Origin of the sequence: Streptomyces sp. WAC 01529, assembly GCF_003945545.1 — a bacterium.
GTDB lineage: Bacteria > Actinomycetota > Actinomycetes > Streptomycetales > Streptomycetaceae > Streptomyces > Streptomyces anatolicus.
The window spans coordinates 4,310,032-4,335,356 of record NZ_CP029617.1; the positions used below are offsets into that span (position 1 = coordinate 4,310,032).

General features: G+C 73.1%; 24 protein-coding genes. 20 read left to right on the forward strand and 4 right to left on the reverse strand.

From position 1 onward, the window contains the following. Positions 1–7 precede the first annotated feature (7 nt). From DMA15_RS19445 to DMA15_RS19475, 7 genes are all read left to right on the forward strand, one after another. The gene (locus DMA15_RS19445) at positions 8–532 is read left to right on the forward strand and encodes a DUF2617 family protein (protein ID WP_125514071.1); all 525 of its coding nucleotides are present in this window, start codon (positions 8–10) and stop codon (positions 530–532) included. Between the two features lie 105 nt (positions 533–637). Further along, positions 638–2,206: a polyamine aminopropyltransferase gene (locus DMA15_RS19450; protein ID WP_125514072.1), complete on the forward strand. Its 1,569-nt coding sequence runs from the start codon at positions 638–640 to the stop codon at positions 2,204–2,206. Between the two features lie 58 nt (positions 2,207–2,264). Beyond that, on the forward strand, positions 2,265–3,170 hold the full coding sequence (locus DMA15_RS19455) for an SRPBCC family protein (protein ID WP_125514073.1): 906 nt from the start codon (positions 2,265–2,267) through the stop codon (positions 3,168–3,170). 25 nt (positions 3,171–3,195) lie between these two features. Continuing rightward, positions 3,196–3,990 carry an aldose 1-epimerase gene (locus DMA15_RS19460; RefSeq protein WP_125514074.1) on the forward strand — a complete coding sequence of 265 codons (795 nt, stop codon included), beginning with the start codon at positions 3,196–3,198 and terminating at the stop codon, positions 3,988–3,990. Between the two features lie 10 nt (positions 3,991–4,000). Continuing rightward, a complete protein-coding gene (gene pyrE, locus DMA15_RS19465; protein ID WP_125514075.1) occupies positions 4,001–4,552 on the forward strand; it encodes an orotate phosphoribosyltransferase in 552 nt (183 codons plus the stop codon). 116 nt (positions 4,553–4,668) lie between these two features. After that, a complete protein-coding gene (fbaA, locus tag DMA15_RS19470) occupies positions 4,669–5,691 on the forward strand; it encodes a class II fructose-bisphosphate aldolase (RefSeq protein WP_125514076.1) in 1,023 nt (340 codons plus the stop codon). A gap of 81 nt (positions 5,692–5,772) precedes the next feature. Continuing rightward, positions 5,773–6,186 (forward strand): DUF3151 domain-containing protein, encoded by a 414-nt coding sequence (locus DMA15_RS19475; protein WP_125514077.1) that lies wholly within the window; start codon positions 5,773–5,775, stop codon positions 6,184–6,186. Positions 6,187–6,387: 201 nt separating this feature from the next. On the opposite strand, the gene DMA15_RS19480 is transcribed toward DMA15_RS19475, so the two are convergent. After that, complete coding sequence (locus tag DMA15_RS19480) at positions 6,388–7,581, reverse strand: NADH:flavin oxidoreductase (RefSeq protein WP_125514078.1); 1,194 nt, start codon at positions 7,579–7,581, stop codon at positions 6,388–6,390. A gap of 99 nt (positions 7,582–7,680) precedes the next feature. Here DMA15_RS19480 and DMA15_RS19485 point away from each other — a divergent pair, with 99 nt between their 5' ends. From DMA15_RS19485 to DMA15_RS19535, 11 genes are all read left to right on the forward strand, one after another. Beyond that, on the forward strand, positions 7,681–8,304 hold the full coding sequence (locus tag DMA15_RS19485; protein ID WP_125514079.1) for a CGNR zinc finger domain-containing protein: 624 nt from the start codon (positions 7,681–7,683) through the stop codon (positions 8,302–8,304). A gap of 172 nt (positions 8,305–8,476) precedes the next feature. Next, positions 8,477–9,322, forward strand: a complete 846-nt coding sequence (locus DMA15_RS19490) for a tryptophan 2,3-dioxygenase family protein (RefSeq protein WP_125517879.1) — start codon at positions 8,477–8,479, stop codon at positions 9,320–9,322. Next, the gene (kynU, locus tag DMA15_RS19495; RefSeq protein ID WP_125514080.1) at positions 9,315–10,616 is read left to right on the forward strand and encodes a kynureninase; all 1,302 of its coding nucleotides are present in this window, start codon (positions 9,315–9,317) and stop codon (positions 10,614–10,616) included. Before DMA15_RS19490 ends, kynU begins: the two co-directional genes overlap by 8 nt. Positions 10,617–10,748: 132 nt before the next feature. Continuing rightward, the gene (locus DMA15_RS19500; RefSeq protein ID WP_125514081.1) at positions 10,749–11,627 is read left to right on the forward strand and encodes an alpha/beta hydrolase; all 879 of its coding nucleotides are present in this window, start codon (positions 10,749–10,751) and stop codon (positions 11,625–11,627) included. 175 nt (positions 11,628–11,802) lie between these two features. Further along, the gene (locus DMA15_RS19505) at positions 11,803–12,756 is read left to right on the forward strand and encodes an alpha/beta hydrolase (protein ID WP_125514082.1); all 954 of its coding nucleotides are present in this window, start codon (positions 11,803–11,805) and stop codon (positions 12,754–12,756) included. Continuing rightward, complete coding sequence (locus tag DMA15_RS19510; protein ID WP_125514083.1) at positions 12,749–13,978, forward strand: acyltransferase; 1,230 nt, start codon at positions 12,749–12,751, stop codon at positions 13,976–13,978. Before DMA15_RS19505 ends, DMA15_RS19510 begins: the two co-directional genes overlap by 8 nt. A 49-nt stretch (positions 13,979–14,027) precedes the next feature. Further along, the gene (locus tag DMA15_RS19515) at positions 14,028–15,293 is read left to right on the forward strand and encodes a sensor histidine kinase (RefSeq protein ID WP_240659856.1); all 1,266 of its coding nucleotides are present in this window, start codon (positions 14,028–14,030) and stop codon (positions 15,291–15,293) included. Next, positions 15,290–15,967, forward strand: a complete 678-nt coding sequence (locus tag DMA15_RS19520; RefSeq protein WP_276314356.1) for a response regulator transcription factor — start codon at positions 15,290–15,292, stop codon at positions 15,965–15,967. Before DMA15_RS19515 ends, DMA15_RS19520 begins: the two co-directional genes overlap by 4 nt. A 155-nt stretch (positions 15,968–16,122) precedes the next feature. After that, the gene (locus tag DMA15_RS19525; RefSeq protein WP_125517882.1) at positions 16,123–17,388 is read left to right on the forward strand and encodes a histidine kinase; all 1,266 of its coding nucleotides are present in this window, start codon (positions 16,123–16,125) and stop codon (positions 17,386–17,388) included. Then, the gene (locus tag DMA15_RS19530; protein WP_125514084.1) at positions 17,385–18,053 is read left to right on the forward strand and encodes a response regulator transcription factor; all 669 of its coding nucleotides are present in this window, start codon (positions 17,385–17,387) and stop codon (positions 18,051–18,053) included. Before DMA15_RS19525 ends, DMA15_RS19530 begins: the two co-directional genes overlap by 4 nt. Positions 18,054–18,185: 132 nt before the next feature. Next, on the forward strand, positions 18,186–19,403 hold the full coding sequence (locus DMA15_RS19535; RefSeq protein ID WP_125514085.1) for a cytochrome P450: 1,218 nt from the start codon (positions 18,186–18,188) through the stop codon (positions 19,401–19,403). Between the two features lie 30 nt (positions 19,404–19,433). Here DMA15_RS19535 and DMA15_RS19540 read toward each other — a convergent pair whose 3' ends face one another. Together DMA15_RS19540 and DMA15_RS19545 are read right to left on the reverse strand one after the other, a co-directional pair. After that, on the reverse strand, positions 19,434–21,059 hold the full coding sequence (locus DMA15_RS19540; RefSeq protein WP_125514086.1) for an ABC transporter permease: 1,626 nt from the start codon (positions 21,057–21,059) through the stop codon (positions 19,434–19,436). Next, entirely contained in the window at positions 21,056–21,973 is a 918-nt protein-coding gene (locus DMA15_RS19545; protein WP_125514087.1) for an ABC transporter ATP-binding protein, read from the reverse strand. The genes DMA15_RS19540 and DMA15_RS19545 overlap by 4 nt, the downstream gene beginning before the upstream one ends. 101 nt (positions 21,974–22,074) lie before the next feature. Between DMA15_RS19545 and DMA15_RS19550 the strand changes: the two genes are divergently transcribed. Next, positions 22,075–22,632, forward strand: a complete 558-nt coding sequence (locus DMA15_RS19550; RefSeq protein WP_206302773.1) for a helix-turn-helix domain-containing protein — start codon at positions 22,075–22,077, stop codon at positions 22,630–22,632. 114 nt (positions 22,633–22,746) lie between these two features. Here DMA15_RS19550 and DMA15_RS19555 read toward each other — a convergent pair whose 3' ends face one another. Further along, a complete protein-coding gene (locus DMA15_RS19555) occupies positions 22,747–23,739 on the reverse strand; it encodes a diacylglycerol kinase family protein (protein WP_125514089.1) in 993 nt (330 codons plus the stop codon). 193 nt (positions 23,740–23,932) lie between these two features. On the opposite strand from DMA15_RS19555, the gene DMA15_RS19560 reads away from it, so the two are divergent. Beyond that, a complete protein-coding gene (locus tag DMA15_RS19560; RefSeq protein ID WP_125514090.1) occupies positions 23,933–25,216 on the forward strand; it encodes an adenylosuccinate synthase in 1,284 nt (427 codons plus the stop codon). The last annotated feature ends 109 nt before the right edge of the window (positions 25,217–25,325 follow it).

Genomic DNA, 25,325 nt, shown 5'->3' on the forward strand with positions numbered 1-25,325 from the left:
CCGACCCATGCTCACGACCCTGAAGACTGTCTATACCGACACGCGCGCCGCGGACCTCGCCTGGGCCCTGGGGCGCGAGCCGCTGCCCGCGCTCGCCACCCTCGACGTGGAACTGGCCGACGCGAAGATGCAGTTGAGACTCCTCGGCGCCTCCCACCAGGTGCTTCTGGAGGAGGAGCAGGGCAGCTGTTCCGAGACCGTGGCCTGCATCCCCGGCAGCAGCACGCCGCTCCCGCTGGGGGTCTCCAAGCGGGTGGGCGACTGGGAGTACGAGTTCGCCGCGCGCGTCGAGACGCTCTCGCGCGGCCAGTTCGCGGGCCGCGCACAGGAGTTGCTCGCACTGGTGACCGAGCACCCGCATGGCCTCGCCGGGGTCTTCCCCGGCAGCCCGCACGCCTTCACGGCCATGCTGGCGCAGCGGCACGAGGGCTCGGTGATGTGGCGTACGTGGCACGCGTATCCGCAGGACGGCCAGTTGGTCGCCACGCGGACCCGGGTGGGCGTACGGATGCCGCTTCCGGCGGCGCTATGAGCGGTACGGCGTCGTGAGGGTTGCGGCGCCGTGAGCGACGGGGCGGCCCCATGTGCACCCTTTTGGGGGACCCGGCGTGAGCGTGCGGTGACGTAGCGTGCTGGGGTGCTCGAGTCGTCGGTGCGGTTGCCGGTCTCGCCGCGGGCAGGACGGTTCCTCGTCCTGGCGGGCGTGTTCGTCTGCGCTGCCTGCGGACTCGTCTATGAACTCGAACTCGTCGCCCTCGCGGCGTACTTGATCGGCGACTCCGTCACCCAGGCCTCCGTGGTGCTCTCCGTGATGGTCTTCGCCATGGGCATCGGCTCGCTGCTCGCCAAGCGGCTGCGGCGCCGCGCCTCCTTCTGGTTCGGCGTCGTCGAGGCGGCGCTCGCGCTGGTCGGCGGGTGCAGCGCCATGGCGTTGTACGCGGCGTTCGCGTGGACCGGCGACCGGGGCGAGGTCTGGGCGGGCGGCTCGCGGTACCTCCTCGTCGCCTTCTCCCTCGCCATCGGCGTCCTCATCGGCGCCGAGGTGCCGCTCCTGATGGTGCTCATCCAGCGCATCCGTCGGCAGGACGCCGGGGGCGCGGTCGCCGACCTGTTCGCCGCCGACTACGTGGGCGCGCTCGTCGGCGGCCTCGCCTTCCCCTTCCTGCTCCTGCCGATGTTCGGGCAGCTCACGGGCGCCCTGTTCACCGGCGCGGTCAACGCGCTCGCGGGCGGCGCGCTCGTCCTCGGCCTCTTCGGGCGTGACCTGACCGCGCGCGGCCGCTGGTCGCTGCTGGCGGCGAACGTCACCGTCCTCGCCCTGCTCGCCTCGGCCGCCGTCCACGTCGACGAGTTCGAGCGGGCCGCGCGGCGGGCGGTGTACGGCAAGGACGTGCGGGTCGCCGTCCAGACCGACGTACAGGAAGTCGTCCTCACCGGAGGGCGCCGCCGCACCCTCGACCTCTTCCTCGACGGACGCCTGCGCATCAGCGGACGCGACGAGGACCGCTACCACCGGGGGCTCGTCCGCCCGGCGCTGCGGGGCCCCCACGCGCGCGTGCTCGTCCTCGGCGGCGGCGACGGCCTCGCGGCGCGCGAGGTGCTGCGCCACCGGGGGGTGCGCCGCGTCGACATCGTCGAACTGGACGCGGGCGTCGTCGACCTGGCCCGGCACGACCCGGCCCTGAGCGAGCTGAACGGCCACGCCTACCGCGACCGCCGGGTGCGGGTGGTGCACGCCGAGGCGTTCCGCTGGCTGCGCTCGGCGCGCGGGCGGTACGACGTGGTGATCTCCGATCTGCCGGACCCCGGCATCACGGCGAGCGCGAAGCTGTACTCCCAGGAGTTCTACGGCCTCGCCACCCGCGTCCTCACCCCGCGCGGGCGGCTCGCCGTGCACGCGGGCCCCGTGTCGACCCGGCCGCGGTCGTTCTGGACGGTGGAGGCGACGCTGCGCGCGGCGGGCCTGAAGACCGTGCCGTACCGCGTGGGCGGGCGCAGGTCCGGGTTTGCCGCCGGGCCCGACCGCACGTCACAGGGGGCGCGGGCGCCCCGCGACTGGGGCTTCGTGCTGGCCTCGCGGGCGCGCCCCGTGCTGCGGCACGCGGCCGGGTCCGACGTGGTGCGCGCCGGGGCGCGGTCGGCCGAGCCGACCAGGGTGCCGGGGCTGACGGCATCGACCCTGGTGCACCCGCGCTACGCGAACTGACGCACGGTCAGGCGAAGAGGCGTACATAAAGACGAGTGCGTGGGTAGGCTCGACTGCCATGGAGCATGAGGTGTTCGTTCCGGTTTCGGCAGAGCGGCTCCGGCAGGTCCTGGCAGACCCCGAGCGGGTCGCGGGGGCGGTGCCCGGGCTTCAGCGCGACGCGGAGGAGACGGCGGGCCCGCTCTCCGGCCGCCTCAAGGTGCGCGTCGGGGGGCACACCATCACGTACCGGGGCGTGGCGCGGGTCGTGGGCCGCGGTGCCGGGGCGTACGCGATCGAGGGCGAGGGCGCGGAGGTGCGCGGCTCCGGTTCCGTGCGGCTCTCGCTGACCGTGCGGCTCATGCCGGCCTCCGCGGGGACGACCGTCGTGTTCGGCGGGACGGCCGACGCCGACGGCCGGATCACGGAGAGTTCTCCACAGGCTGTGGAATCCGCTGTGCGCAGGCTCCTCGAACGGTTCGCGGAGGGCCTTGCGGAAGCGGCGCCCGCGGACTCCGGCCCGGCCGAGCCCGCCGAGCCGCGGCCCGCGCCTCCCACCGTCTTCGAGACCGAGGTGCCGCCGCCGTCCCTCGACCGGCTGAGCGATGAGGCGGACGACGCCGAAGATCTCGACGAGGTGGACGACGTCGAGGACCTGGATGACGTCGACGACGCCGACGACGCCGACGACATCGACGACGCCGAGGACATCGGTGGTCTCGACGGCATCGAGGACATCGACGGCATCGAGGACGACGTGAGCGACATCGACGTCCCGCCCGCCGAGGCCGCGCACGCCCGCCGCACGATGATCGGCCGCAGCGCCGAGGAGGTCGACCACGCCCCGCCCCGCGGCAGGTACGCCCCCGCGCCCGCCCCCGAGGCGCTGGCCTCCCGCGCCACGCTCCGCTGGGCCGCCCCCGCCGCCGCCCTCGCGCTCGCCTCTGCCATCGTGGTCGGCAGGGCCCTGCGCCGCCGCCGCTGAGCGCGTACACCGTAGGGTCGGGCCCGTGAGTACCGAAGACGTGACCCTGACCGCGGGCGACGCGGAAGTGACCGTGCAGCCGGGCAACGGCTGCCGCATCGGCAGCCTGCGCATCGACGGCGTCGAGCTGCTGAGGCAGGGGGAGCGGTACGGCAGCTTCCCGATGGTGCCCTGGTGCGGCCGGACCGAGAACGGACGGTTCCGCGACGGCGCGACCGTCCACCAGATGCCCCTGAACTCCCCGCCGCACGCCATCCACGGCTTCGCCCGTGACGCCGCATGGCGCACGGCGCGCACCTCGAAGACCGAGGCCGTCTTCACGTACGACCTCACCGACCCCTGGCCCTACCCCGGCCGCGTCACCCAGATCGTGGAGCTGACCGAGGAGGCGCTGACGCTGCGCCTCGGCATCGAGACGTACGGCGAGTCCTTCCCCGCGCAGGCGGGCTGGCACCCGTGGTTCAACCGCTCCCTGGACGGCGGCGGCGAGCCCGTACGGATCGACTTCACCCCCGCCTGGCAGGAGGAGCGCGGCGACGACCACCTCCCCACCGGCCGCCGTATCGACCCCGGGCCCGGCCCCTGGGACGACTGCTTCGGCATGCCCGACGGCGTCGACGTGACGCTGACCTGGCCCGGGCGGCTCGCGGTGAACGTCGCCAGCCGCGAGCAGTGGGTCGTCGTCTACGACGAGCAGGAGGCCGCGGTGTGCGTGGAGCCGCAGACCGGGCCGCCCAACGGACTCAACACCGCGCCGCGCCTCGTCACCCCGATCGAACCGCTGGAGACGGCGACGACCTGGACCTGGACGCGGCTTTAAGCTGACAGGCATGACTGACGACGTACGTGGCGCTCTGCTCCAGCAGATCAAGGACAAGGCCGTGGTGCACGGCAAGGTGACCCTCTCCTCGGGTCTCGAGGCCGACTACTACATCGACCTGCGCCGCATCACCCTCGACGGCGAGGCCGCCCCCCTGGTCGGCCAGGTGCTGCTCGACCTCACCGCCGACCTCGACTTCGACGCGGTGGGCGGCCTGACCATGGGCGCCGACCCGGTCGCCGGCGCGATGCTGCACGCCTCCGCCGCGCGCGGCAAGCGCCTGGACGCCTTCGTGGTCCGCAAGGCCGCCAAGGCGCACGGCATGCAGCGCCGCGTCGAGGGCCCGGACATCAAGGGCCGCCGCGTGCTCGTCGTCGAGGACACCTCCACCACCGGCGGCTCGCCGCTCACCGCCGTCGAGGCCGTCCGTGAGGCGGGCGCCGAGGTCGTCGGCGTCGCCACCATCGTGGACCGCGCCACCGGCGCGGGCGAGAAGATCACCGAGGGCGCGGGCGTGCCGTACCTCTTCGCGTACTCGAAGGACGACCTCGGACTGGACTGACGGCAGCGCCCGGACCGGCGGCCGAGTCTGGAAAGATGGGGGCGACGATGTCGTCGCCCCCAGGTCAGGGTCAAGCAGCACAGCACCCCTACCCGCACATCACAAGGAGCGGACACATGCCCATCGCAACTCCCGAGGTCTACAACGAGATGCTCGACCGGGCGAAGGCAGGCAAGTTCGCCTACCCGGCCATCAACGTGACCTCCTCGCAGACCCTGCACGCCGCGCTGCGCGGTTTCGCGGAGGCCGAGAGCGACGGCATCATCCAGATCTCCACCGGTGGCGCGGAGTTCCTGGGCGGCCAGTACAGCAAGGACATGGTGACCGGCGCGGTCGCGCTCGCCGAGTTCGCGCACATCGTCGCCGCGAAGTACGACATCACGGTCGCGCTCCACACCGACCACTGCCCCAAGGACAAGCTGGACGGCTATGTCCGCCCGCTGCTCGACGTCTCCGCCGAGCGCGTCAAGGCCGGCCGGAACCCGCTCTTCCAGTCGCACATGTGGGACGGCTCCGCCGAGACCCTCGCCGACAACCTGGCCATCGGCCAGGAGCTGCTCGCGAAGGCCGCCGCCGCGAAGATCATCCTTGAGGTCGAGATCACCCCGACCGGCGGCGAGGAGGACGGCGTCAGCCACGAGATCAACGACGAGCTGTACACGACCGTCGACGACGCGCTGCGCACCGCCGAGGCGCTGGGCCTCGGCGACAAGGGCCGCTACCTGCTCGCCGCGTCCTTCGGCAACGTCCACGGCGTCTACAAGCCGGGCAACGTGGTCCTCCGTCCCGAGCTGCTGAAGGACCTCCAGGAGGGCGTGGGCGCCAAGTACGGCAAGCAGTCCCCGTTCGACTTCGTCTTCCACGGCGGCTCCGGCTCCACCGCCGAGGAGATCGCCACCGCGCTGGAGAACGGCGTCGTGAAGATGAACCTGGACACCGACACGCAGTACGCGTTCACGCGGCCCGTCGCGGACCACATGTTCAAGAACTACGACGGTGTCCTGAAGGTCGACGGCGAGGTCGGCTCGAAGAAGACGTACGACCCGCGCACCTGGGGCAAGCTCGCCGAGGCGGGCATGGCCAAGCGCGTCACCGAGGCGTGCGCGAACCTGCGCTCCACGGGCACGAAGCTGAAGTAGTACCCCCGCTTCACGCCGCGAAGGCCCCGGGTCGGGTGACCCGGGGCCTTCGCCGTACCGCCATGGAGCAGACTGGGACCCATGGCCATTCACAAGGATCTGCTCGGGGGACCGCCCCCGACCCACCTGCCCGACGACCCGGAGCCGCGCGAGCTGCTCGCGAACGGCACGGCGCCCGCCGACGTCGCCGCCAAGTACCCCACGTCCTCCCTCGCCTGGGCGCAGCTCGCCGACGAGGCGTTTGAGCGGGGCAGCGTCGTCGAGTCGTACGCGTACGCCCGCACGGGCTACCACCGCGGCCTCGACGCCCTGCGCCGCAGCGGCTGGAAGGGCCACGGCCCGGTCCCGTGGGAGCACGAGCCGAACCGCGGCTTCCTGCGGGCGCTGCACGCGCTGGCGCGGGCGGCGCAGTCGATCGGCGAGCAGGAGGAGTACGAGCGCTGCGCGGGCTTCTTGCGTGACTCCTCGGAGACCGCGGCGACCACGCTGGGCTGACCTTGGGCGGGCCCCCGCGCCCCGAAGGGGCGCGGGGCTGTCACATGTGCGGCTCCGCCGCGTGGGCGCGACCAGCCACGGCGGGCCCGCACTGCCGTCCCGTCGATCGCCCTCCGGGCTCGGGCTCTTGTTCTCGCTGGAGCGCCCCGAAGGGGCGCGGGGAACTGCGCGACCAGCCACGTCCGGCCCGCAGGCGGAGAGCTAGCGCAGCTCGCGCAGCGAGCGCGCGTCATAGGGTGCCGCCTGGGCCAAGCGGCCAGTAAGCGCCTTGTTGGCCCACGCGGCGTCCGCGATAAGTGCGCGGCCCACCGCGATCACGTCGAACTCGTCCCGCTCCATGCGGTCGAGGAGCAGGTCGATCCCCGTGGACACCGTCTCCTTGGCCCACCCCTGCGGCCCCACGAACTCCTTGTCGAGGCCGACCGAGCCCACGGACAGCGTGGCCCTGCCGGTGAGCTTCTTGACCCAGCCCGCGAGGTTCAGGTCGCTGCCCTCGAACTCGGGGAGCCAGTAGCGCCGCGTGGAGGCGTGGAAGGCGTCGACGCCCGCCGCGGCCAGCGGGGCCAGCAGGGACTCCAGCTCGGCGGGGTCGGCGGCCAGCTTCGCGTCGAACGCGTTCGCCTTCCACTGGGAGAGCCGGAAGATCACGGGGAAGGACGGCGAGACCGCACCCCGCACCGCCTCGACGATCTCGCGGGCGAAGCGGGTGCGGGAGGCGAGGTCACCGCCGTAGCCGTCGGTGCGCCGGTTGGTGGTGCCCCAGAGGAACTGGTCGATCAAGTAGCCGTGCGCGCCGTGCAGTTCGACCCCGTCGAAGCCGATCCGCTCGGCGGCGGCCGCGCTGTCGGCGAAGGCGGCGATCACCGCGTCGATGTCGGCGCCGGTCATCGCGTGCCCCTTGGCCTCGCCGTCGAGGGAGAGGCCGGAGGGGCCCGCCGGAGGCGCCGAGGGGATCGGGCCCTGGCCCTCGTCGCGGGTCGCGCCCACGTGCCAGAGCTGCGGGACGATCTTCCCGCCCGCCGCGTGCACGGCGTCGGCGACCTTCTGCCAGCCCGCGAGGGCCGCCTCGCCGTAGAAGTGGGGGACGCGGTGGCTGCTGCCGGCCGAGGCGTGGTCGACGTAGGTGCCCTCGGTGACGATCAGGCCGACGCCGCCCGCCGCGCGGCGCGCGTAGTACTCGGCGACGTCCGCGCCCGGCACGCCCCCGGGCGAGAACTCGCGGGTCATGGGGGCCATGGCGATGCGGTTGGGCAGGGTGAGGCCGTTGATGTCGAAGGGGCGGCCGAGGAGGCGGGCGGCGCGTGAGGCGTCCGCGCCCGTCCCCGCGTCCGCGCCCGCGGTCCCGGCGACCCCCCTGGCTCCCGAGGCTTCCTGCGTCGCTTCCGTGGCTTCCATGCGGCCCTCCTGGGCTTTCGGTGCGGATGACGTTCTACGTTCTGACAGCACTGTAAGCCGATTGCCCGTGTCCTCGTACGGGCGGGTACCTTGAAGGACATGAACTGGCCAGCGACCGAGCGCCACCACCTGACCTCCGCGCCCGGCGGCCTCGCCCTCGTCCAGGAGCTCCTGAACACCGCGCCCGCCTGCCGCCCCGGCCCCGCCGACCTGCCCGACCTGCTGGCCGACGGCGCGCTGGGCGCCGCCCAGGAGTGGGCCGACGCGGCCGTGCGCGGCTGGGCCCGCGAGACGGGCAGGGCCGACGTGCACCTCGTCCTGACCGACGAGGACCTGCCGAAGCTGCGCTGCCTGCGCGACCAGGTGCGGCGCGCGCTCGCCGCGGGGGACCGGAGCGGGGCCGCGGTGCGCTTCACCTCCGCGCCCGTCGTCGTCGGGCTCGCGGGCGACGGCACGCTGACCGTGGAGCCGGAGGGGGCGGGCGCGCGCTGGCTGGCCTCCGCCGTGCTCGCCGAGGCGCTGCTCGCCCAGGCCTCGGGCGTCTGGCGGCGCCTGAAGATCTGCCGCAACCCCGCCTGCGCCACCGCGTTCTACGACCGCTCCCGGAACAACAGCGGCGTCTGGCACTCGGTGCGGGGCTGCGGGAACGCCGCCCACCTGCGGGCCTGCCGGGAGCGGCGCCGTGTGCAAGAGGGCGCCGCCGACAGCAGCGTACAGCTTTAGGTGCGTTTTCCGAACGGGTGTGCCTTGCCGTTTCGGGGAAAGTTGCAGAAGATTCCGGTGGGGACCGGGGCCCCCGTGCCGGTAACGGCAGGGGCGGACCGCTACCCGGAGTACGTACGAGGAGACAGCGATGTCCCCACAGGCGCATGAGACGCCCACCGAGGCGCGCGAGATGCCCACCGAGGCCCGCGAGACGCCCCCCGAGGCGCACGAGGCCCCCAACCTCGACTTCGCCGGCACCACCCCGTACGAGGACTACGTCCAGGCGGACGTCCTCACCCACCTCCAGCAGCTGCGCTCGGACGACCCCGGCGAGATGGTCTTCCTGGTCACCACCCAGGTCATGGAGTTGTGGTTCACCGTCATCGTCCACGAGTGGGAGACCGCCGCGCGCGCCCTGCGCAGCGACGACATCCCGGTCGCCGTGGCCGCGCTCAAGCGCAGCATCCGTGAGCTGGAGGCCCTGAACCACTCCTGGACGCCGCTCGCCGGACTGACCCCGGGGCAGTTCAACTCCTACCGCAGCGCGCTCGGCGAGGGCTCCGGATTCCAGTCCGCGATGTACCGCCGCATGGAGTTCCTGCTCGGCGACAAGTCGGCGTCCATGCTGGTCCCGCACCGGGGCGCGCCGCGCGTCCACGCGGAGCTGGAGAAGGCGCTGCACGAGCCGAGCCTGTACGACGAGGTGCTCAGGCTGCTCTCCCGCCGCGGGTATGCGATCCCGGCCGAGGTCATGGAGCGCGATCTGTCGAAGAAGTACGAGCCCTCGCCCGAGGTCGAGGCCGTCTGGGCCGAGCTGTACTCGGGCGACGAGAGCGGCGAACTGGCCCGCCTCGGCGAGACGTTGACGGACGTGGCCGAGCTGGTCTGGCGCTGGCGCAACGACCACCTGGTCGCCACGCGCCGCGCGATGGGCTCCAAGACGGGCACGGGCGGCTCGGCGGGCGTGGCCTGGCTGGAGAAGCGCGCGACGAAGAACGTCTTCCCCGAGCTGTGGACGGCGAGGAGCCATGTCTGACCGAGCCGTCTTCGAACAGGCGGGGGCCGTGCCCGAGCAGCGTGGCGCGGCGGCCGGTCTGCGCGCCGAGGCGCGGTCCCTGGACGCCGCCGACGAACTGCGGGGCAAGCGCGCCGAGTTCGTCCTGGACGACACCGTCTACCTGGACGGCAACTCCCTGGGCGCCCTGCCCGCGCACGTGCCGGGCCGCGTCGCGGACGTCATCGCCCGCCAGTGGGGCGAGCTGCGCATCCGCTCCTGGGACGAGAGCGGCTGGTGGGCCGCGCCCGAGCGGATCGGCGACCGCATCGCCCCGCTGGTCGGCGCCGCGCCGGGCCAGATCGTGGTCGGCGACTCGACGAGCGTGAACGTCTTCAAGGCGCTGGTGGGTGCCGTACGCCTGGCGCGCGGCGAGGACGGCGGTCACCCGGGCGCGGGTGCTTCCGGGAGCGCCGGTCACCCGGGTGAGGGGCGCGACGAGATCATCGTTGACGCCACGACCTTCCCCACGGACGGGTACATCGCACAGTCCGCGGCCCGCCTCACCGGCTGCCGCCTGACCCCGCTCGCCCCGGCCGAGGTGCCCGCCGCCGTCAGCTCCCGCACGGCGGCCGTGCTGCTCAACCACGCCGACTACCGCACGGGACGCCTGCACGACCTGCCGGGCCTGACGGCGGCCGTGCGCGCGGCGGGCGCCCTCGCCGTCTGGGACCTGTGCCACACGGCGGGCGCCCTGCCCGTGGGCCTGGACGCGCACGGCGTGGACCTCGCGGTCGGCTGCACGTACAAGTACCTGAACGGCGGCCCCGGTTCGCCCGCGTACCTCTATGTGCGCGAGGAGCACCAGGCGCGCTTCGACTCGCCGCTGCCCGGCTGGACCTCGCACGTCGAGCCCTTCGGCATGCGCCCCGAATTCGAGGCGGCGCACGGCGTCACGCGCGGTCGCGTCGGCACGCCCGACATCCTCTCGATGCTCGCCCTGGAAGCGGCCCTCGATGTCTGGGACGGCGTCCCGGTCGAGGCGGTGCGGGCCAAGTCGCTCGCCCTGACCGACTTCTTCCTGCGATGCGTCGAGGCGTACGTACCGAAGGGGCGGGTGGAGTCGATCACCCCGGAGGCGCACGCCGAGCGCGGCAGCCAGGTCGCGCTGCGCTGCGAGGGCGCGGGGGACGTCATGAAGCGCCTGATCGAGCGGGGTGTGGTCGGCGACTTCCGCGCGCCGGACGTACTGCGCTTCGGGTTCACCCCGTTGTACGTCTCCTTCGCCGACGCCGAGCGGGCCGCGCGCGTCCTCGCGCAGACCCTGGACGCGTGATGCCCGCGCGTACGCGGGACTGATAGCGTCCGGCGGATCTTGGTCCCGTTCCTCCGCGCGCCGGAGGGACGGGACGGACCCGCCAGCCGCACTGCCGTTGAGGCAGCCGCACTGCCGTTGAGAGGTTGCCGCATGCCGGACGACGCCGCCGTGGCCCGCGATGCCGCCGAGGCCGAAGCCGCCTTCTCGCATCCCCACGTGGAGCCGGACGCCACCGCCGCCTACGGCGACCACCCCGACCAGGTCATCGACTTCTACGCGCCCCGAGGCGACACGGCCCGGCCCGCCCCGCTGGTCGTCGCCCTGCACGGCGGGGCCTGGCGCGCGCCCTACGACCGTCGGCACCTCACGCCGTTCGTGGACTTCCTCGCCCGCCGGGGCTTCGCGGTCGCCAACGTGGAGTACCGCAGGGGCAGCCCCATCCCCGCCCAGGGCGGAACGGCCCCGGTGGCCGGGCGCTGGCCGGAGACCTTCGACGACGTGGCCGCCGCCCTCGACGCGCTCCCCTCGCTCGTACGGACCGCCCTGCCGGCGGCCGACCCGCGCCGCACGGTCGTCACCGGGCACTCGGCCGGCGGCCACCTCGCGCTGTGGGCGGCCGGGCGCCACCTGCTGCCCGCCGACGCGCCCTGGCGCACCGAACGCCCGGCCCCGCTGCGCGGCGTCGTCGCGCTCGCGCCGATCGCGGACCTCAAGGTCGCCGAGGCGCTGGAGGTCTGCGGCGGGGCGTCGGCCCAACTTCTGGGCGGAAAGGGCAAGTTCGACGAGCGGCTGCCGTACGCCGACCCGGCCGCGCTGCTCCCGACGGGCATCGCCACGACCGTCGTGCAGGGCCGCGAGGACATCGTGGTGCCGCAGGCCGTCGCCGAGGCGTACGCCGACGCGGCGGCCAGGGCGGGCGAGGTCGTGGGCCTCACCCTCCTTGAGGACGTGGGGCACTTCCCGCTGATCGACCCGGCGGCAGACGCGTGCGCGGTGGTCGCGGAGGAGATCGCGCAGCTGGCGTTCTGACTCCGGGGGAGACCGCCTCCCGGCCCTGGGGTGGCCCCCGGGGATACCCGTAATACCTGAGAGCTACGCGGCGGCTGTATACCCCGGTGTGATGTGGTCGACGGCACCTGATCCATAACTTCCCTTCCATGGACGCGAGTCGGAGGACCGGCCCGCGCGGTGGAAGGGAAGCGCGATGAGGATCAGGGCCGGGCGGCTGCGCCGCACTCTGCTGGCGGCCGGTGTCACCGTGGCGGTGGCGTTCCCGCTTTCGGGCGCGGCGCGCCCCGAGATCCCGGCCCCCGCCCCCGCCTCCCTCGGCCGGGTCACGGCACCGGAGCTGACCGCCGCGTACGAGGAGAACAGGGCGAACGCCGCCGAGGCGGCCGAGATGGCCGAGCGGTACGGCGCACGGGAGCGGGCCGCCGAACTGCGCGCCATGGCCTCCCCCGACCGGCGCTTCCTCGTCTTCGACGGGCGGGGCGCGGGCCGCACCGCCGAGGTCTTCGGTGACCTGGCGGACGCCGAGCGCGTCGCCGTCCTGGTGCCGGGTTCGGACACGTCCCTCGACTCGTACGGCAGGCTGCGCTCCGGCGCCCGCGCCCTCCACGGCGAGCTGGGTCCGCGCACGGCCGTGGTGGCCTGGCTCGGGTACGAGACACCGGGCACGGTCAGCCCCGCCGTGCTGACCACGGGCCGCGCGGACGCGGCGGCACCCGCGCTGCGCTCCTTCGTGGCCGAACTGCACGGCATCAACGCCCACGCGCGCGTGTCCCTGCTCTGCCACTCCTACGGCTCGGTGGTGTGCGCGAGCGCGGCCTCCGGGCCGAGCACCCTGGACGTCGCCGACATCGCGTTCTTCGCCAGCCCCGGCACCGGCGCCGACAAGGCGGCCGACCTGCGCACCCCGGCCCGGATCTGGGCGGGTCGCGGAGGCGGCGACTGGATCGCCGAGGTGCCGCACACCAGCGCCGACGTCTTCGGCACCACGTTCGGCTTCGGCACCGACCCGGTCTCCGGCGGCTTCGGGGCGCGCGTCTTCGAGGCGGGCGGCGGCGGCCACAGCGACTACCTCGCACCCGGATCCGTCCCGCTGGAGAACCTCGCGCGGATCGTGCGCGGGGACGGATCGGAGGTCACCGATGCGTGAGTTCGTACGCGGAACCGTGCGGCAACTGGCCAGGAACATCCGGCACATCGAGGCCGCCACGCCCGCCGACCGGGACCGTGCCGTCGACGCCCTGCGGGCCCTGGCCGTCCTCGGCGTGGTCGGCGGCCACTGGCTGGTCACCGCCCTGGTGGCGGACGGCGGCGCGCTGCGCGCCGCGAGCCCGCTGCGGTACCTGCCGTGGCTCGCGCCGGTCTCCTGGATCTTCCAGACGCTCGCCGTGTTCTTCCTGGTGGGCGGGCACGTGGCGGCGAAGAGCCTCGCGTCGGCGCGGGCGCGGGGAAGCGGCTACCTGCCGTGGCTCACGGCCCGGCTCGGCCGCCTCTTCAGGCCGGTCACCGCGGTCCTGTCCGTGTGGAGCGTCATAGGGGTGTGCCTGCTCCTGTCGGGCGCGGGCCCGGACACGGCGCACACGCTGCTCAAACTGGCGCTCTCCCCGCTGTGGTTCCTGCTCGTCCTCGCCGCCCTCACCGCGGCGACCCCGCTGGTGGCGCGGCTCAACCCGCTGTGGCCGCTGGCGGTCGTACTCCACGTGGACCTCGTACGGTTCGGCTTCGGCGGCCCGGCCTGGCTCGGCTGGGTCAACGTGGCGGCGGGCTGGCTCGTGCCCTGGACACTGGGCACGGCCTGGGCACGGGGCGAGCTGACGCGGCGCTCGGGGCGGGTGCTGCTGGTCGGCGGCGCTGCGGCCGCGGCCGGTCTTGTGCGGTGGGGCGGCTATCCCGCCTCGATGGTCGGCGTCCCCGGCGATGCGGTGTCGAACCTCGACCCGCCCACCCTGGCCGCCGTCGCCTTCGGCCTCGCCCAGTGCGGCCTCGCGCTGCTGCTGCGGGAGCCCCTGGCCCGGTGGACGCGCAGGCCCGCGGCCTGGGCGGCGGTGGCCCTCGTCAACCTCTCCGCGATGACGGTGTTCCTCTGGCACCAGACGGCACTGATGGCGGTCACCGCACTCGGTCTGCTCACCGGAGGCCCGCTGCCGGGCCTGCACACGGTGCCGGACGGGCTCGGCTGGGTGGCGGCGCGCCTCGCGTGGCTGCCGGTGTTCGCGGTGGCGCTCGCGGTCTGCCGGGCGGCGTTCCTCACGTACGAGCGAGGGCGCCCGAAGCGGCGCGGGGGAGCCTCCCGGGTGGTGCGCGTGCACCGCTCCCCCGGGGCGTCGGAGACGGCGACCGGGACGGAAGGGGAGGCGGCGCGGCGTGGTTAGAGTTGATCTTGTGGAGCGCGGGGGCCGCGGGCGCGGCGACACAGAGCGGGTGGACCGGACCCTGGGGGTCGGGCTCCGCGGGCTCGGCGCCGAGCTGTGGACCGTGGCGCCCATGCCGCTGCCGCCGCTCGCCAGGTCGCGCCGACTGCGCTGGGCCCCGCACTTCGTGATCCTGTGCGTCGCCATCGGCACGACGATCGGCAACGCCCACCAGGCACGGGACAACTACCACCTGGGCCCCACCCTGGTCACGTTCACGAGCGCCGCGCAGGCCGTGGCCCTCCTGCTCGCCCTGGTGCGCCCGGTCCCCGCGTGGTGGCTGTCCCTCACGGTGAGCATGCTCATCGCCGCCGAGGCGACGATCCCCGTCGGCCGGGGCGCCGAGCCCTGGCCGTGGACGCCGCCCTCGTTCATCACGCACGCAGGTGTGACGCTGCTGCTCGCGCTGCGGCTGCCGGCCCGGGCCGCCGCGGGGGCGTTCGTCGTCAGCGTCGGCGTGCCGATCCTGGTGCAGCAGACGACCGGCCCGGGCCCGTACGACACGACGGTGCCGCTCTCGGTATTCATCTTCGGAGCCCTCACCCTCATCGGCACGCTGCTGCGCGGCCGCCGCGAGGTCCGCAGCCGGCTCGTCGAGCAGGAGACCCTCACCGCCGAGGAGCGCGCCCGCCGCATGCTCCTGGAGGAGCGCAGCCGTATCGCCCGCGAACTGCACGACGTGGTCGCCCACCACATGTCCGTGATCTCCATCCAGGCGCAGGTGGCCCCGCACCTGGTCGAGGACCCGCCCGAGGAGCTGAGGGAGAACCTCGCGGGCATCAGGGGAAACGCCCTGGAGGCCCTCACCGAACTCCGCCGCATCCTCGGTGTCCTGCGCGCGGAGGACCCCGAGGACCCCGGCTCCGCGCCGCAGGCCCCGCTGCCCGGCCTGGACCGTCTCGACGGCCTCGTCGACAACGCCCGCCTGGCCGGGCTCACCGTCCACCGCGAGGACACCGGGGAGCGGCGCACGCTGCCGCCCGGCGTGGACCTGTCGGCCTACCGCATCGTGCAGGAGGCGCTGAGCAACGCCATCCGCCACGCGCCGGGCTCCACCGTGCGCATCACCCTCGCGCACGGCGGGCCCGGGCTGCGCGTCCACGTCACCAACACCGCGGCCCGCGCCCAGGCCCCGCCGTCGCCGGGCGCCGGGCACGGGCTGCTCGGGATGCGCGAGCGGGCCGCCATGCTGGGCGGGGACCTCGCCACGGGCCCGCTCCCGGACGGCGGCTACGAGGTCTGCGCCTTCCTGCCGACGAACGGGGAAAACCAGTGAAGAAGACGATCCGGGTGCTGATCGCCGACGACCAGATCATGGTCAGACAGGGCTTCACGGTCCTGCTGAACGCGGAACCGGACATCGAGGTGGTCGGCCAGGCCGTCGACGGGCGGGACGCGGTGGCCAAGGTGGCCGAGCTGACGCCCGACGTGGTCCTGATGGACATCCGCATGCCCGAGCTGAGCGGCATCGAGGCGTCCCGCCGCATCACGTCCGAGCTGCCCGAGGTGCGGGTCCTCGTCCTGACGACGTTCGACCTCGACGAGTACGTGTACGAGGCGCTGCGCGCGGGCGCCTCCGGCTTCCTGCTGAAGGACGCCTCCGCGGACCAGCTCGCCGAGGCCGTCCGCGTGGTCGCCGCGGGGGACGCGCTGCTGGCCCCCGGGATCACCCGGCGCCTGATCGCCGAGTTCTCCCGCATGGACGGCGGCCCGCGCGGCCCCCTCAAGTCCCGCGTCGGCGAGCTGACCGGGCGCGAGACGGAGGTACTCGCCCTGATCGCGCGGGGCCTGTCGAACGCGGAGATAGCCGAGGACCTGGTCGTCGCCGAGCAGACCGTGAAGACCCACGTGGGCCGCATCCTGCTCAAACTGGACCTGCGTGACCGCACCCAGGCCGCCGTGTTCGCGTACGAGTCGGGAGTGGTGCGGCCCTCCGGACCCGCCGGGTAGTACCTGCGACGGACCCGCGAGGACCCGTCCTGGTGCGGACGCCCCACGCCCGCCGCCCCCGTACCGTCGTAGCCGTGACCGAGACGAGCGAGCAGTTCAAGGCCAGTGGCCTGCGGAGCCCCGAGTACCACCTCGTGAAGGATGTCCTCGGCGGCATGCGCGAGGAACTGATCCACGGCGCCTTCGCCTACCGCCCGCTGGCGCCGAGGACCGCGGACGGCTGGTTCAGCAGGCACCTCCCGCGGCGGATACGCGGGTACGCGGACTGGAACAGGCACGCCCTCGTGGTGGCGGCGGCCCTGTTCACCGTGATCCTCGCCTACCAGGTGGGCCTCGGCGGCGACGAGGGCGTCTACCTCGTGATGGGGGGCGTCTCGGCGTTCGCCGTCCTGATGACCCTGGTCAGGCCGGTGGGTGCCTGGTGGATCTCGCTGGGCTCCGCCCCCTTCACGGGCGCGTTCGGCAACAGCTGGGACGGGCTGCCGTGGACGCCGCCCGCGTTCTTCGCGCACATCGTGGTGATGGTCGTGGTGGCGTTGCGGACCCGCCCGCGCGCCGCCGTGTGGATGTGGCTCGGCACGGCGGTGTACTCGCTGGGCGCCGAGGTCCTGATGCGGACCTCCAGCCCGAACACCCCGCAGATGCTGTTCGCCTCGGCGCTCGCGCTGCTCGTCACCACGGTGGTGCACGTGCGCCGCGAGGCGCAGCGCGAGGTCACCGTGCAGCGCACCGTCACCGCCATCGAGCGCGACAAGCGCACGCTCCTGGAGGAGCGCACCACGATCGCCCGCGAGCTGCACGACGTGGTCGCCCACCACATGTCGGTGGTCGCCATCCAGGCCGAGGCCGCGCCCTACCGCGTACAGAACCCGCCGCCCGAGCTGGAGCAGGCGTTCGTGACGATCCGCGAGAACGCGGTGGCCGCGCTGACCGAGCTGCGCCGCGTCCTCGGCGTCGTACGGGCGGAGGACTACGAGGCGCCGGACGCCCCGCAGCCGACCCTCGCCGACCTCGACCGCCTCCTGGACAACGTCCGGGACGCGGGCCTGACCGTCGACAAGGTGATCACGGGGGCGGTGCGCGAACTGCCGCAGGGCGTCGAGCTGTCGGCGTACCGCATCGTGCAGGAGGCGCTCAGCAACAGCCTGCGCCACGCGCCGGGCGCCCCGGCCCGCGTGGAGGTCGGCTACGTACTCGGCGGCCTCGGCCTGCGCGTCGTGAACGGCCCGGCGACCGGCCTGGTCAAGCCCTCCCCGGGCGCGGGCCACGGCATCACCGGCATGCGCGAGCGCGTCACGATGCTCAACGGCGAGATGACGGCGGAGCCGACACCCGAGGGCGGCTACGAGGTCACGGTCTTCCTCCCGGTGCCGCTCGCCGACCGGGCCGCTCCCGGCTCGACGGGGGAGGACCGGGCATGACGATCCGCGTCCTGATCGCGGACGACCAGATGATGGTCCGCGAGGGGTTCTCCGTCCTCCTCAACGCCATGCCGGACATCGAGGTCGTCGGCGAGGCGGTGAACGGCCGCGAGGCGATCGAACGCGTCCGCGACCTCGCCCCCGACGTCGTCCTGATGGACATCCGCATGCCCGAGCTGAACGGCATCGAGGCGACCCGCGAGATCATCGCGTCCGAGGGCACGTCCAAGGTGCTCGTCCTGACCACGTTCGACCTCGACGAGTACGTGTACCAGGCGCTGCGGGCGGGCGCCTCCGGCTTCCTCCTCAAGGACGCCTCGGCCCGCCAACTCGCGGAAGGCGTAAGGGTGGTGGCGTCCGGCGAGGCACTCCTGGCCCCCACGGTGACGCGCCGCCTGATCACGGAGTTCTCCAAGCTGGCGGAGACCCCGCGCCTCTCGGCGGCGGCCCGGGCCCAGCAGTACGGCGAACTCACCGAGCGCGAGACGGAGGTCTTGGTCCTCATCGCGCAGGGCCTGTCGAACGCGGAGATCGCCTCGCGCCTGGTGGTGGCCGAGTCCACGATCAAGACGCACGTCAGCAGGGTCCTGGTAAAACTGGGCCTACGCGACCGTACGCAGGCTGCGGTATTCGCCTACGAGGCGAGATTGGTGACGCCGGGTTAGTGCCGGTAGGGCGCCCCGCTCTTTTGCGCCCCGAGGAATAGCGCCCCGAAGGGGCGCGGGGAACTGCGCGCCCAGCCCCCACAAACCCGCAGACTATTCCGCAAACCCCGCAGCGCCCCATAGCGTCCCGCCATGAACAAAGCACCCCACCCCTTCACCCCCGCGGCAGCGGACTTCGTGGCGAACCCCTACCCCGCCTACGCCCACCTCCGAGCCACCGGCCGAGCCCACTACAACCCCCCGACGGACCAGTGGCTGATCCCGCACCACGCGGACGTCTCCGCCCTGCTGAGAGACCGCCGGGTGGGCCGCGCCTACCGGCACCGCTTCACCCACGAGGAGTTCGGCCGCACACCCCCGCCCCCCGAGCAGGAGCCGTTCCACACCCTCAACGACAAAGGCATGCTCGACCTGGAACCCCCCACACACACCCGCATCCGCCGCCTGGTCGCCAAGGCCTTCACCCCGCGCACGGTCGAGGGACTGCGGACGTACGTGAGCGAGCTGGCGGACGCCCTCGTACGCGACCTCGTGGCGGACGGCGGCGGCGACCTCGCCGCGAGGGTCGCCGAGCCCCTGCCCGTCGCGGTCATCGCCCAGATGCTCGGCATCCCGGAGAGCGACCGCCCGCTGCTGCGCCCCTGGTCGGCGGCGATCTGCGGAATGTACGAGCTGAACCCGACCGAGGAGACGGCGGCCCGCGCGGTGCGCGCGTCCGTCGAATTCACCTCGTATCTCAAGGACTTGATCGCGCACCGCCGCGAGAAGCCGGGCGACGACCTGATCTCGGGCCTGATCGCCGCGTACGAGGACGGACAGTCGCTCAGCGAGCAGGAGATGATCTCGACCTGCGTACTGCTCCTGAACGCGGGGCACGAGGCGACCGTCAACGCCACGGTCAACGGCTGGTACGCACTGTTCCGCAACCCCGCCCAACTCGCCGCCCTGCGCGCGGACCCGGCCCGGCTGATCCCCACGGCCGTCGAGGAGCTGATGCGCTACGACACCCCGCTCCAGCTCTTCGAACGCTGGGTCCTCGACGACATCGAGATCGACGGAGTGACGATCCCGCGCGGCGCCGAGCTGGCGCTCCTCTTCGGCTCCGCCAACCACGACCCGGCGGTCTTCACGCGCCCCGCCGAACTGGACATCGCCCGCCGCGACAACCCCCACATCTCCTTCAGCGCGGGCATCCACTACTGCATCGGCGCGCCCCTGGCCCGTATCGAACTCGCCGCGTCCATGGGGGCGTTGCTGCGCCGGGCGCCGGGGATGCGGCTCGCGGCCGAGCCCCGGCGCAAGCCGAACTTCGTGATCCGGGGCCTTGCGGAACTGCGCGTCGAGGTGTGAGACGCGGGTCGCTCGCCGACGCCCCGCCCCTCAGCCGATCACATCCCTGCGCCGCAGCCCCGCGAGGCCCCCGGCCACCAGGACCACCGCCACCAGCGTGAGCGTGATCAGCGGCGGCCAGGACACCTCGGCGCCCGGCAGCTTCGGCAGGTGGCTGAAGGGGGAGAGGTTCATGACCGCTTGGGGGAGGTCGAGCGCCGGGCCGATCCAGCCGATCGCCAGGCAGACCCCGACCACGGCCCAGACCGCGACCGCCCCCCTCGGATACGCCCCGACGAGCAGCACCGCGAGCCCGCCGAGCACCCAGATCGCGGGGAGCCGCGCCAGGCACGCGCCCAGCAGCGCCCCCGCCTCCCCGCCGTGCCCGATGGCCATGCCGGCCCCGCAGACCGCCATCAGCAGCACCGTTCCCCCGAAGGCGATCACCAGGTGCCCGGCCGCCCACCGCAGCCGCCCCACCGCGCCCGCGAGGACGGGCTCGGCGCGCTGCGAGGTCTCCTCGCCGTGCAGCCGCAGCACGGAGGAGGCCACGTACAACCCGGCGACCATGCCGAACAGTCCGGTCATCGTGGCGAGGAAGGCGTTCGTCAGGCCGGAGCCGCCGCCCATCCGCTCGATGATGTCGCGGGTGCTCTCGTTGTCGCCGACGATGTCGGCGGCGCCGGAGGCCATCTGCCCGAACACCATCCCGGCGAGCAGGAACCCGGCCGTCCAGCCGAACACCGCGCCCCGCTGGAGCCGCCAGGCCAGCGCGCCCGCCGTGCCGATACGGCCCCGCGCGGGCCCGGGCCGCGTCGGCAGGAAGCTCATGCCGACATCGCGCCGCCCCGCCAGTCCGTACGCGACCACGCCCTGCGCCACGAGCGCGGCGGCGACGAGCGCGAGCACCCACCACCGCTCGCCCGCGAAGGCCCGCAGGTTCTCCTGCCAGCCGAGCGGGGAGAGCCAGGTCGCCGCGGAGGAGCCTTCCGCGCTCCCCGCGTCCCCCGCGGCCCGCAGCACGAACGCCGCTCCGAGGACCGCCGCCGTCAGCCCCTTGGCGAGCCGCGCGCTCTCCGTGAGCTGCGCGGCGATCGCCGCCGTGGTGGCGAAGAGCATGCCGGTACCGGCGATCCCGAGGCCGAGCGCGAGCGCGCCGGACGCGCCCTGCCCCGCCATGCCCGCGGTGATCAGCAGCCCGGCCCCGGCGTTGGCCACGAACGCGGCGAGCAGCGCGGCGGTGAGCGGCGCCCGCCGCCCCACCATCGACGCCGAGAGCATTTCCTGACGCCCCGACTCCTCTTCCTCGCGGGTGTGGCGTACGACGATGACGAGGCTCATGACGGCGGCGAGGACGCCCGCGTAGCCGCCGATGCGCCAGGCGGACAGGGCGCCGATCGAGTCGCCGAAGACGGGGCCGTACATGGCCCGCATCGAGGAGTTGGAGTTCATCGACTCCATGGCGTCGGCGCGCTCGGCGGCCGTCCCGTACACGCTCTCCAGGGAGCCGGGCATGGTGAGCACAAGCCCGGCGACGAGGAGGATCCAGACGGGCATCATGACCCGGTCGCGGCGCAGGGCGAGCCGCAACAGGGCTGCGGTACCGGCGAGTTGGCGGGCGGTCGCGCTCTCGCTCGTTCCGAAGGCGGTGGTGGCGAGGGAGGCGTGGGCGGTCATCGGGCCACCACCGTTTCGTCGCCGTTCTCCGCCGCGTCCTGGTAGTGCCGCAGGAACAGTTCCTCCAGGGTGGGCGGGGTGCTGGTCAGGGACCGGATGCCCGCCTCGGTGAGCGACCTGAGGACGCCGTCGAGCTTGTCGGTGTCGACCTGGAGCCTGACCCGGCGGTCCTCCACGGCGAGATCGTGTACGCCGGGGAGGTGGGCCAACCCGTTGGGCGGGCCCGCGAGTTCGGCGGTGACGCTGGTCCGCGTCAGATGGCGCAGCTCGGCGAGGGAACCGCTCTCGACGGTCACTCCCTTCCTGATGATGCTGACGCGGTCGCAGAGTGTCTCGACCTCGCTGAGGAGGTGCGAGGAGAGCAGGACGGTCCGCCCGCGCTCGCGCTCCTCGGTGACGCAGCGCTGGAAGACCTCCTCCATGAGCGGGTCGAGCCCGGAGGTGGGCTCGTCGAGGATCAGCAGGTCGACGTCGGAGGCGAAGGCGGCGACGAGGGCGACCTTCTGGCGGTTGCCCTTGGAGTACGTACGCCCCTTCTTGGTCGGGTCCAGCTCGAACCGCTCGACGAGGTCGTCGCGCCGGGCCCGGTCGAGGCCGCCCCGCAGCTTCCCGTACAGGTCGATGACCTCGCCGCCGGAGAGGTTGCGCCACAGGGTGACGTCGCCGGGGACGTAGGCGACGCGGCGGTGCAGGGCGACGGCGTCGTGCCAGGGGTCCCTGCCGAGCAGTTGCGCGGCGCCGGAGTCGGCGCGGAGCAGGCCGAGGAGGACGCGGATGGTGGTGGACTTCCCGGAACCGTTCGGCCCGAGGAACCCGTGCACCTCGCCGGCCTCGACATCCAGATCGAGCCCGGCCAGGGCGTGCGTCCTGCCGAACGACTTGTGGAGTCCCGAGACGGTGATTGCCTTGGTCATGATTCTGAAAGTACGCGAGTTTCACAAACTTGTGAAGTTAACGAAGTGTATAAACTCGGCGGCGGGGACGGGCACGGATGAACAGGGGAGATGATCGACGCATGAGGAGTGAAGGCGAGGGCGAGGGCGTGGGTGTGGATGGGGATGTGGGGGCGCGGGGCGCGGAGGCGGAGGCCTCTGGTGCCCGGGACGCGGAGGTCGTCTCCCGTTTCGTGGAGCAGTTCGCCGCGCAGCTCGTCGAGGCGGGCCTGCCGAGGATGCCCTCCCGGATCTTCGCCGCGCTGCTCGCCTCCGACTCGGGGGCGCTGACCTCGGCGGAGCTGGGGGAGCGGCTGCGGGTCAGCCCCGCGGCGGTATCGGGTGCCGTGCGCTATCTGACCCAGCAGCACATGGTCTCCCGCGAGCGGGAGCCCGGGACGCGGCGCGATCTGTTCCGGGTGCACAACAACCAGTGGTACGAGGCGCTGGGCAACCGTGACGCGGTCCTCGACCGCTGGGAGCACGCGCTGCGGGAGGGCGTGGCGAGCCTCGGCGCGGAGACGCCGGCGGGGCGGCGGCTGGCGGAAACGCTGGCGTTCTTCGAGTTCATCCAGGTGGAGCTGGCGGGCATGATGTCCCGCTGGCGAGCCCACAGAAAAACCCTGTTCCCCCCAGACTGACCCCGCGCCGGCTGCCTCCGCCCCGCGCCTCAACAGCGCGGGGCAAACGGGTGGGTGGGTGGGGAAGGAATCGCCGCGCAGCGGCGCCTTGGTCATCCGCCCCCGCTGACCGCGTCACCTAGGCAGCGTCAACCCCCACGCCCCCTGACGGACCGTCCAGGTCCTCGTGCGGACCGGCCCCGCCACCACCGCGTCCGCGCGATAGCGGAAGTCCGCCCCCGAGACCGTCACGGTCCGCGCCCGCACCCGCAGCGGCCTCGCCTCCGCGCCCACCGAGGACGGCCGGATCTCCACCTGGGCGAGCCCGTCGTTCCCCGCGCTCACGCGGACGCCCTCCACCGGCTGGTCCAGGTCGATCAGCGTGACCCCGTCCGCCTCCACCCGCAGCCGCGAAGGCCCCGGCCCGGGCGCCGCCGCCACCCGCGAGGGCCGCGCCGCGGCGAGCGTACGTACGAAGGACTGGCACGTCCGCAACCACGCGTGCCCCTCCCCGGACCCGGAGCCGGAAGCAGAGCCGGAACGACCGGCACCCGCCCCAGAGGCCCCCGTCTCAGCCGCCTCAGAAGGCCCCTCCGTCCCCAGCCCCCGCCCCACCACACCCAGAACCCCCGCCCCCAACGAACCCGCGGCCCCTCCCACCCCGCCAGAGGCCCCAATCCCCCCAGACCCCCCGAACCCCACAGAAGGAATCCGCAAGTCCCCCAGAACCACCCCATCACTGTCATCGACCAGCAGATCCAGCCGCCGCTCGACCCCCTCGAGCACCGCCCGCGACGCCGCCACCGCCCCCGCGGGCACCCCGAGCGCCCGCGCCAGCGACTGCGCGGCCCCCACGGGGACGACGGAGAGCGCGGTCCCGCCGAGCCCCCGCTCCCGGTGCAACGCACCCACCGCCCGCAGCAGCGCCCGATCGTCGCCGATCACCACGAGCCGCCGCGCACCCCTCCTGGCCAGGGCTTTCGTGAAGTCCTCGGGGCCGTCCGGCAGGCACACCCGCACCGCCGCGCCCGCGCCGAGCACATCCCTCGCGATCCGTACCGACTCGCCGTCCGTGAGCCGGGCCACCGGGTCGATGACGACAAGGAGCTGGTCGCGAGCCGACACCATGCGCCCTTTCTTTTAGCCGTTCTTTGAGACCTCGGGTAGCATCTTTGTGCAAGAGCCCCTTGCGCTATTGCGCCAGGGGCTTCGTCTATTCCGGGGCAGCATCCAAGGCACACCCAGGCCGTACACGCCACACCCATACGGGGGCGACGGCCCCTGACCTTGGACATGCCCCGCCCGGAAGGGGTGTACGCCTGTGCCCGCACTTGTGCTGCTCGGTGCTCAGTGGGGTGACGAAGGCAAGGGAAAGGCCACCGACCTGCTCGGTGGCTCCGTGGACTATGTAGTGCGCTACCAGGGCGGCAACAACGCCGGCCACACGGTCGTCGTAGGCGACCAGAAGTACGCGCTGCATCTCCTCCCTTCCGGGATTCTCTCCCCGGACTGTGTCCCGGTCATCGGCAACGGAGTCGTCGTCGACCCGTCGGTCCTGCTCTCCGAGCTGAGCGGTCTGAACGAGCGCGGCGTCGACACGTCGAAGCTGCTGATCAGCGGTAACGCGCACATCATCACGCCGTACAACGTGACCGTCGACAAGGTGACGGAACGCTTCCTCGGGAAGCGGAAGATCGGCACGACCGGGCGCGGCATCGGCCCGACGTACGCCGACAAGATCAACCGCACCGGCATCCGCGTCCAGGACCTCTACGACGAGTCGATCCTCCAGCAGAAGGTCGAAGCGGCGCTGGAGATCAAGAACCAGCTCCTCACCAAGCTCTACAACCGCCGCGCGATCGAGGCGGAGCAGATCGTGGAGCAGCTCCTGGAGCACGGCGAGAACATCAAGCAGTACGTCGCCGACACCACCCTGATCCTCAACGACGCGCTCGACGAGGACAAGGTCGTCCTCTTCGAGGGCGGCCAGGGCACGCTCCTGGACGTGGACCACGGCACGTACCCCTTCGTCACCTCCTCGAACCCGACCGCGGGCGGCGCCTGCACGGGTACGGGCGTGGGCCCGACGAAGATCAGCCGGGTCATCGGCATCCTCAAGGCGTACACGACCCGTGTCGGCGCGGGCCCGTTCCCGACCGAGCTGTTCGACCAGGACGGCGAGGACCTGCGCCGCATCGGCGGCGAGCGCGGCGTGACCACCGGCCGTGACCGCCGCTGCGGCTGGTTCGACGCCCCGATCGCCCGCTACGCCACCCGCGTGAACGGCCTGACGGACTTCTTCCTCACCAAGCTCGACGTCCTCACCGGCTGGGAGCAGATCCCGGTCTGCGTGGCGTACGAGATCGACGGCAAGCGCGTCGAGGAACTCCCCTACAGCCAGACCGACTTCCACCACGCGAAGCCGATCTACGAAATGCTGCCGGGCTGGTCCGAGGACATCACCAAGGCCCAGACCTTCTCCGACCTGCCGAAGAACGCGCAGGGCTACGTGAAGGCCCTGGAGGAGATGTCCGGCGCCCCGATCTCCGCGATCGGCGTGGGCCCGGGGCGCACGGAGACGATCGAGATCAACTCGTTCGTCTGATCCGCCCGCCCCGGGGTCTCCGGGGTTCAGCTCACTCGAAGGGGTGGGTCGCGCTGGAGTGCGACCCACCCCTTCGGCGTCTCCGGAAGACTGCCGGACATGACAGCGA